The following is a 7,483-nucleotide window of genomic DNA, read 5'->3' on the forward strand; positions in this document are numbered from 1 at the left end:
GTGAAGAAGCGTTCGCGCACGAGGCCAACCTGGTTCTCGACCTGTCCCTTCTCCCATCCGGATGCGGGCGTGCAGGCAACGGGATGGACCAGATAGTGGCTGCACATCTGCAGGAAGCGGCGATTGTATTGTCGCTCCTTGCCGACGAACACCGCCTCGACCGCAGTCTTCATGTTATCGTAGATGCCGCGCGTGCAGGTGCCACGGAAGAAGGCGAAGGCCTTGTCATGGGCATCGAACACCATCTCCTGGCTCTCNCGCATATAGGCTCGGGCGAACATCATCCGGCTGTGGCAGAGCCGGACGTGCGCGACCTTCACGGTCGTNGTCACCCCGTTGACCAGAATGATCTCGTGGCTCCAGTCGAACTGGTAGGCTTCGCCTGGCGCGTAATAGAGGGGCACATAGGCTTCCGCTGTCACGGCTCCCCGGTTCTTCGCCCAGGTCTTGGCATATCGCCGGATCGCGTCATAACTGCCATCGTAGCCGAGTGCCCGAACCTCCTCGTAAATCCGGATCAGCGTTAGCCGTTCACGCGACGGCTTGCCCTCATTGGCAACCAGAAACCGCTCGATCTCGGCCTTCCAGGCTCCGATCCTTGGCAGCGGCTGTCGCTCGCGTTCATAGGCAAAATCGGTCTCGTCGGAACGCAGAATCTTGCGAACCGTGTTGCGCGACACGTGGAGTTCCCGGACAATCTTCTTCACCGTACGCATCCGAGGAGGGCCGCCTTGCTGAGAAGTGAGGGGAGTTGGATGTTTTGTCTATATGGACGTCAATATAGACAGTGTGAGAACCGTGGATTTAACGATAGAGAAGCGGCCGCAAGTCAGCCGTATGGAGATTGTCGATAGCGGTCGACGTCGCCGTTTCAGCGACGAGACCAAACTTGCGATCGTAGCGGAGAGTTATTCCGCCCCGCGGCAGGTCACGGCAACGGCGCGCCGACATGGCATCACGCGCTTTCAGTTGAACGACTGGCGTAAGGCCGCTCGCGAGGGACGGCTCGGCAATGGCCGGGGGAGTGAAGGGTTTGTTCCTGCACTGTTGGTCCCGGAGCCAGGCATGCCGGTCGCTGCGACGGCGACCAAGCCTTCAATGGCCCAAGGTGGACTTATGGAGGTTGTCAGCGCCAATGGTCGCCGTGTGATCGTGGACCGCGATGTCGACGTTGAAGCGCTGCTTCGGGTCTTGCGTGGACTGGAGGCGCTGCGATGAATCCGTTTCCGATGGGAACAGGGGTCAAGGTCTGGCTTTCGACGGGCTATACGGACATGCGCTGTGGCTTTCCCTCCCTGGCGCTTCGGGTGCAAGAGGTTCTGCAGCATGATCCATTCTCAGGGCATCTCTTCGTCTTCCGGGGGCGCAGATCGGATATTTTGAAGATCATCTGGCATGATGGTCTGGGCGCCTGCCTTTTTACCCGGCGGCTGGAGAAGGGCCGGTTTATCTGGCCGAATATGGAGGGCGGCGCGGTAGCGATCTCACCGGCGCAACTGTCTTATTTGTTGTCCGGGATCGACTGGCGCAATCCGCAGGAAACCTGGCGTCCGACACGGGTCGGATAGCATTTATTGCATTGAAAATATTGAGTGAATCTGATCGAATGGCTTCATGACCTCGAAGCCTGTGGATCTTCCTGCGGACCTTGCGAGCGCCTATCTGGCGCTGCTTTCCGAGCGTGAGATTTTACAGGCTGAACGTGATGTCGTTGTCGCCGAGCGCGATACCGTCGTCGCCGAGCGGGACATTGCGGTGGCGCAAGCCGCCAATGCGCAGGCCATGCTGTCGGACAGCGAGGCCTTGATTGCCCGTCTGGAGCTGGCGATCGAAAAGCTGAAGCGCGAACTGCGCGGCCGGCGATCCGAGCGCACGGCGCGCCTGATCGACCAGATGGAATTGCAGCTCGAAGAACTGGTGATGGCGGCGACGGAGGATGAAGCCGCAGCGCAGGCGGCTGCTGCCAGGACCTCGAGCGTGCGTTCGTTCACGCGCAAACGGCCGGTCCGAAAGCCGTGGCCGGAGGATATCGAGCGAGAACGTGTGGTCATCGATCCTCCCACCGCTTGTGCATGCTGCGGCGGGTCGCGCCTGTCGAAACTGGGCGAGGACGTCACCGAGACGCTCGAGGAGGTTCCGCGCCGGTTCAAGGTGATCGAGACGGTGCGGGAGAAATTTACCTGCCGTGACTGCGAGGCGATCAGCCAGCCGCCGGCGCCGTTCCATGCCACGCCGCGTGGCTTCATCGGTCCTCATCTGCTGGCGACGATCCTGTTCGATAAGTTTGGAATGCATAGCCCTCTCAACCGCCAGAGCACCCGGTTCAAATGCGAGGGCATCGAGCTTTCGACCTCGACGCTGGCCGACCAGGTCGGGTATGGAACAGCCGCGCTCCTGCCGATCTTTGATCTGATCGAGGCGCATGTCTTCGCGGCCGAGCGCCTTTTTGGCGACGACACCACCATTCCCATCCAGGCCAAAGACAAATGCACGACCGGGCGAATATGGACGTACGTGTGCGATGACCGGCCCTACGGCGGAGCGGCAGCGCCGGCGGCCATATACTATGCGTCGAGCGACCGCCGTGGCGAGCACCCGCAGAAGCACCTGGCCGGGTATGGCGGCATTCTGCAGAGTGATTGTTACAATGGCTTCGAGCCGCTCAGTGTCGCCGAAAAGAAAGCGGTACCGATCACCTTCGCATTTTGTCATGCGCACGCTCGGCGCAAATTCTTTGAGCTCGCCGACATTCAGAAACGTGCCCGTGACCGCAAACGCAAGGGCAAGCCGATCTCGCCGATCGCCCTGGAGGCCGTCCAACGGTACGATGCGCTGTTTGAGATCGAGCGCCAGATCAATGGATTGAGCGCCGAAGAACGGTTGGCCGCGCGGCAGGAAAAGAGCAAGCCTCTGTTCGATGACATGCACGAGTGGCTGAAACGGGAGCGCGCCACGCTCAGCAGATCCTCCGAGGTCATCGAGCCGATCGATTACATGCTGAAGCGATGGGATGGTTTTGCGCGTTTCCTCGACGATGGCCGGATTTGTCTCACGAACAATACGGCCGAGCGCGCTCTGAGAGGAATTGCACTCGGGCGTCGAAACTGGACCTTCGCCGGTTCCCAGCGTGGGGCCGATCGTGCCGCCATCATGCTCTCCGTTATCACGACCTGCCGTCTCAACGACGTCGACCCAAAGGCGTGGCTCGCCGATGTGTTCGCCCGCATCGCCGATCTTCCCGTCTCCCGCCTGCACGAACTGCTGCCTTGGCAATGGAAGTCACACAAAGGGACGGCTATTGCGGCGGCCGCGTAAACAGCTCCCGGAACAATGCTTCCGAACGCTCCAAGCCTTCATCGGTCAGGATCAATGACTTCGACTTGTTGATTGGGTCGCCGATCAGGCCCTTCTTGTGAAGCCGATCCGTCGTTGCCCAGTCGAAGCCCTTCCAGGCACAACGCTCGTTATGCAGCGTCAGCCATAACAGCGCCAAAACGGCATCGTCGATCTTGTCCTCATCGATCTCCACGCCGATCGGACCGACGCCGGGGATTTGCGCCAGACGGCGGCTGCATTCATCGGCCCGATGCCAGGCCATCAACTTGGCGTCAACCTCTTCCAGCCGCGCTTGCAACTGCGCATATTCCGCGCCGTGGAGCGCGAACAGCTCCCGCGCCAGCTCCGGCAGCGTCGCCGCCGACGGTGATTGCGATCGAGGCGTGCGGCGGATCGCACCATTGGGCCAGACTACTGCAGTCGTTCGGCCACGAGGTGAAGCTGATTCCGCCGCAGTTCGTCAAGCCATACGTCAAGCGAGGCAAGAACGACGCGGCTGATGCCGAAGCGCTGTGCGAGGCGATGAGCCGGCCGACGATGCGCTTCGTGCCGGTGAAGACAGCCGACCGCCAGACGGCGCTGATGCTGGCCGGTATGCGCGACCGACTGATCCGTAATCGCACGCAACTCGCCAATTCGATCCGCGGTTATGCGGCCGAGTTCGGGCTGACTGCCGCCAAGGGGATATGCAAGATCGAGCCGCTACTCGAGCGCATCGCGGCCGATGAGACGTCGCATCGCTTCTGATGATGAAGACGCCAACGCCGGAGGGCTTCCGATCAAGCCGACACTTTGCCGCCTGGATCGGCCTGACCCCGAAAGATCACTCCACAGCCGGCAAGGTCCGGCTCGGCGTGATTACACGCGCCGGCGACGAAGCCTTGAGAAGTACGCTGGTGGTCGGCGCCACCGCTCTCCTGCGACGAGTCCGCGACGGACGGGGCAGGAATTCCTCGCCCTGGCTCCTCGATCTCCTCAAGCGCAAGCCGCCGAAGCTCGTCGCCGTGGCGTTGGCGAACAAAATCGCGCGCATCGCCTGGAAGATGGTGGTGACCGGCGAAGCGTACCGAACCAATGCTGTGCCGCCTAGTATGGCGTGCGCGGCTTAGAAGATCAGCCGAACACGGGGAGCATACGAAAATGCGACCGTGCTTGTTGATGTCGGAACTTGCAAGAGAATGAGCAGGTGGTGTGATCGATCGATCCACGACGCAAGATACTCCGGATGACCCACTGGCCGTTGTAGGTCGCAGTCATGTTAGGAACTCGCGTTGCGGAAACCATCTTGGCCCGCGGTCATGTGCGACCGCACAAAACAGAGGCCGGACATATGATCGCAAGCGATCCGATCAAAACGCTGCTCAACGTCATGGTTGCCTGATCGACGTTGTTCATTTTAGCTGTTTATGCCGTGTCCGCCCATCTGGCCGGGGCCGAGCCTACCCGTGTCGCGAAAGCGCCGCACCCAGTCAATGGCGGTGCTGATGCCGATGCCGAAGCGTTCGGCAGCCGCCCGCCACGACAGTCCCTCGCGCGTCACCGCGCCAACCACACGCTCGCGAAGATCATCAGAAAACGGTTTCGCCATCCAGCCCGGCCTCCTTTACCGGCCTAAATGTGAATCTGATTTGCGCCAAAAACGGAATCTGGAGGGTTCTGTGAGGTCCGTGCGCTATGCGTGCGGCATTCGCTGATCGGACCTCATTGAAGCCGGATTGAGCGAAGGCGCGGGTTGTTTGGCGCTATGGGGATTTAGCCGAAGCGGCGGATGGCGTTTGGGAAGATCGAGCCTTGCCGGAACGCGTGGACAGGTTTGGTAGGAGATTGTTGGCGATCATTGCAGTGTCTTCGACGCTCCCGTCGGCTGGTTTGCGTCGATGGAACCCTTGGTGGTGTTCCGCTCTCCGTCGCTCAGGCACGATTTGCCAAAACACTTGCCTCGCGCCCTCGGCATGGCGACGCTGATCGTTGCAACGATGCCGCCTGATCTGATCATGAGCTGTTGTTCCATGACGGCCGGCAGACCGGCTGGGTCGGGATCCACGCGCCGATGATCGTCATGGCTCCACCACAACAGGGGCAGCAGTGCGCCAAAGGTGGTGGCTTTGCGTCCGGTTCTTTGGCCGGCTGTTCCGGCGGTGGGACGTTGAGCAGGCTTCGGCACTGGTCCAGCTTCAATTGCCGATGGCCGTTGGCCAGCAGTCCGTAATGACGAATGCGGTGAAAGCCGTCCGGAACGGTGTGAAGCAGGAAACGGCGGATGAACTCGTGGGCATCGAGTATCATCACCTTTTGCCTGCCGCCCGTTCGATAGTCCTTCCATCGGAATGAGACGCGATCTCCATCGATGCTGACGAGGCGGGAATTGGAGATGGCAATGCGATGGGTGTAGCGGCCAAGATAGGCCAGCACCTGTCGGGGTCCGGCAAATGGCGGCTTGGCATAGACCACCCAGTCGATGCGACGCGCTGCTTTAAGGGTTCGATTGAAGGCGACCGGATCGGCCAGGTTGGCGATATCGCCGAAGAACCGAAGTTGGCCCAGATCATAGGCCTGCTTCAGTTCTTCGAGAAACAAACGCCGGAACAGGCGTGACAGAACCCTCACGGACAGGAAGAAGCTCTGCCGGCAGGCAACCCAACGGGACTGGTCGAGCGACAGACCTCCACCCGGCACGATGCAATGGATATGCGGGTGATAATGGAGGTTCTGGCCCCAGGAGTGCAGCACCGCAATGAAGCCGATCTCTGCGCCCAGATGCCTGGGATCGGCAGCAAGCTTGCGCAGTGTCTCGGCGACGGCGTGAAACAGGATCGTATAGACCTGTTCCTTGTTCTGGAAGGCGATCTCGGCGATCTGCTGCGGCACGGTGAATACGACGTGGAAATAGCCGACAGGCAGAAGGTCGGCCTGCCGTGCAGCAAGCCAGTCACGGCTCGCCTGTCCCTGGCACTTTGGACAATGCCGGTTGCGGCAGGAATTATAGGCGATACGGATCGCCTCGCAGTCCTGGCATTGCTGGACATGCCCGCCGAGGCGAGCGGTCCGGCACATCTCGATCGCGCTTATGACCCGGCGTTCGACACGCCCGAGATGAGCGCCGTGTGTTTGACGATATCGTTCTGCGTGGCGGCGAAAGATGTCCGCCACCTCTGGCCCCGCCGCCATGTCGAGGCAATCAACCCGGCGGCACCACCTCCAGCGCCAGCCGGTCTATTGGGCTGGTCGTGCTGCGGATCAAGGTGTTTGACACCTTCGTGTAGCGTGCCGTGGTGGACAGATTATTATGGCCAAGCAATACCTGGATGATGCGGATGTCGGTTCCGCTTTCCAGAAGATGGGTAGCAAAGCTATGGCGCAGCGTATGCACCGTCACTCTCTTATCGATGCCGGCAGCAGTGCACGCCGAGCGGCAGGCAGAATACAGAACCTGAACATCGATGGGCTTGGTCTTGTCCCGACCCGGAAACAGCCAGACCTCGGGTCTCGCCAGCCGCCAATAGACCCGCAGGATCGCGAGCAACTGCGCTGACAGCATGACGTTGCGATCCTTGCCGCCCTTGCCATGCTCGACGCGGATGATGCCGCGTTCGCCATCAATGTCGCGGACCTTGAGATGGACAGCTTCCGAGGCACGCAGCCCCGCTGCATAGGCCGTCGTCAGCGCGGTGCGGGTCCTCAGGCTCGGAACCGCTTCCAGAAACCGCACGATCTCGTCGCCGTTGAGGATCGTCGGCAGCTTGGCGGGGGTCCGGGCATAGGCAATGCGTTCCGGTATCTCGGCATGACCGAGCGTGACGCCAAAGAAGAACCGCAGAGCGCAGACCGTCTGGTTCAAGGCCGGCCACGATAGGCCCGATGATACCAGATGCACCTGAAAGGCACGCACGTCTTCCAGTCCAAGGCGGTCTGGCGAACGGCCGAAATAGCGAGAAAACTTCGTCACCGCATGCAAATACGATCGTTGCGTCGCTGGCGAAAGATTGCGGATCGTCATGTCATCGATCATGCGCCGGCGTAGCGGGCTCATCTCTGTCATCGTCATCTCCTGTTCAAAGGTTGGGCTGAAACAGCCCAATCCTTCAAATCAGAAGCGTATTATGCAAATCCGCGCTCCAAATGCCGCGCAAGCGGCTTCGTTCAATCC

At 60.7% G+C, this 7,483-nt stretch carries 7 protein-coding genes and 3 pseudogenes; 4 read left to right on the forward strand and 6 right to left on the reverse strand.

The genetic code is table 11. The features are described 5' to 3' along the window. Positions 1–716: IS21 family transposase (gene istA, locus A3AY_RS36060; protein WP_018328348.1), on the reverse strand; the 716-nt coding region annotated here is incomplete at its 3' end. A 52-nt stretch (positions 717–768) separates the two neighbouring features. Here istA and tnpA point away from each other — a divergent pair. Genes tnpA through tnpC form a run of 3 tightly spaced genes read left to right on the forward strand, consistent with a single transcriptional unit; the run spans position 769 to position 3,315 of the window. Then, on the forward strand, positions 769–1,218 hold the full coding sequence (tnpA, locus tag A3AY_RS0124645; protein WP_018328349.1) for an IS66-like element accessory protein TnpA: 450 nt from the start codon (positions 769–771) through the stop codon (positions 1,216–1,218). After that, entirely contained in the window at positions 1,215–1,568 is a 354-nt protein-coding gene (gene tnpB, locus A3AY_RS0124650; RefSeq protein WP_018328350.1) for an IS66 family insertion sequence element accessory protein TnpB, read from the forward strand. Before tnpA ends, tnpB begins: the two co-directional genes overlap by 4 nt. A gap of 46 nt (positions 1,569–1,614) precedes the next feature. Further along, complete coding sequence (gene tnpC, locus A3AY_RS0124655) at positions 1,615–3,315, forward strand: IS66 family transposase (RefSeq protein WP_018328351.1); 1,701 nt, start codon at positions 1,615–1,617, stop codon at positions 3,313–3,315. Here tnpC and A3AY_RS0124660 read toward each other — a convergent pair. Together A3AY_RS0124660 and A3AY_RS39405 are read right to left on the reverse strand one after the other, a co-directional pair. Further along, complete coding sequence (locus A3AY_RS0124660) at positions 3,296–3,529, reverse strand: DUF6429 family protein (RefSeq protein ID WP_026203791.1); 234 nt, start codon at positions 3,527–3,529, stop codon at positions 3,296–3,298. The two genes, tnpC and A3AY_RS0124660, sit on opposite strands and share 20 nt — an antisense overlap. Further along, positions 3,521–3,691 (reverse strand): annotated as a pseudogene (locus A3AY_RS39405) (IS110 family transposase); the annotation flags it as partial. The gene A3AY_RS0124660 and the pseudogene A3AY_RS39405, both read right to left, overlap by 9 nt. Before the next feature lie 5 nt (positions 3,692–3,696). On the opposite strand from A3AY_RS39405, the pseudogene A3AY_RS36065 reads away from it, so the two are divergent. Continuing rightward, positions 3,697–4,445, forward strand: a pseudogene (locus tag A3AY_RS36065) (IS110 family transposase); the annotation flags it as partial. Between the two features lie 302 nt (positions 4,446–4,747). On the opposite strand, the pseudogene A3AY_RS36070 reads toward A3AY_RS36065, so the two are convergent. From A3AY_RS36070 to A3AY_RS0124690, 3 genes and pseudogenes are all read right to left on the reverse strand, one after another. After that, positions 4,748–4,924: pseudogene (locus A3AY_RS36070) on the reverse strand (helix-turn-helix domain-containing protein); the annotation flags it as partial. 404 nt (positions 4,925–5,328) lie between these two features. After that, entirely contained in the window at positions 5,329–6,504 is a 1,176-nt protein-coding gene (locus A3AY_RS0124685) for an IS91 family transposase (protein ID WP_018327355.1), read from the reverse strand. Positions 6,505–6,514: 10 nt separating this feature from the next. Further along, the gene (locus tag A3AY_RS0124690; RefSeq protein WP_018327356.1) at positions 6,515–7,375 is read right to left on the reverse strand and encodes a tyrosine-type recombinase/integrase; all 861 of its coding nucleotides are present in this window, start codon (positions 7,373–7,375) and stop codon (positions 6,515–6,517) included. Positions 7,376–7,483 lie beyond the last annotated feature (108 nt).

This window comes from Rhizobium giardinii bv. giardinii H152 (assembly GCF_000379605.1).
GTDB classification, from domain to species: Bacteria; Pseudomonadota; Alphaproteobacteria; order Rhizobiales; family Rhizobiaceae; genus Pararhizobium; species Pararhizobium giardinii.

Excerpts from the sequence above, each read along its gene's own strand:
- tnpA (WP_018328349.1), top strand. The coding sequence starts at position 769 with ATGGACGTCAATATAGACAGTGTGAGAACCGTGGATTTAACGATAGAG.
- tnpB (WP_018328350.1), top strand. The coding sequence starts at position 1,215 with ATGAATCCGTTTCCGATGGGAACAGGGGTCAAGGTCTGGCTTTCGACG.
- tnpC (WP_018328351.1), top strand. The coding sequence starts at position 1,615 with ATGACCTCGAAGCCTGTGGATCTTCCTGCGGACCTTGCGAGCGCCTAT.
- A3AY_RS0124685 (WP_018327355.1), bottom strand. The coding sequence starts at position 6,504 with ATGGCGGCGGGGCCAGAGGTGGCGGACATCTTTCGCCGCCACGCAGAA.
- A3AY_RS0124690 (WP_018327356.1), bottom strand. The coding sequence starts at position 7,375 with ATGACAGAGATGAGCCCGCTACGCCGGCGCATGATCGATGACATGACG.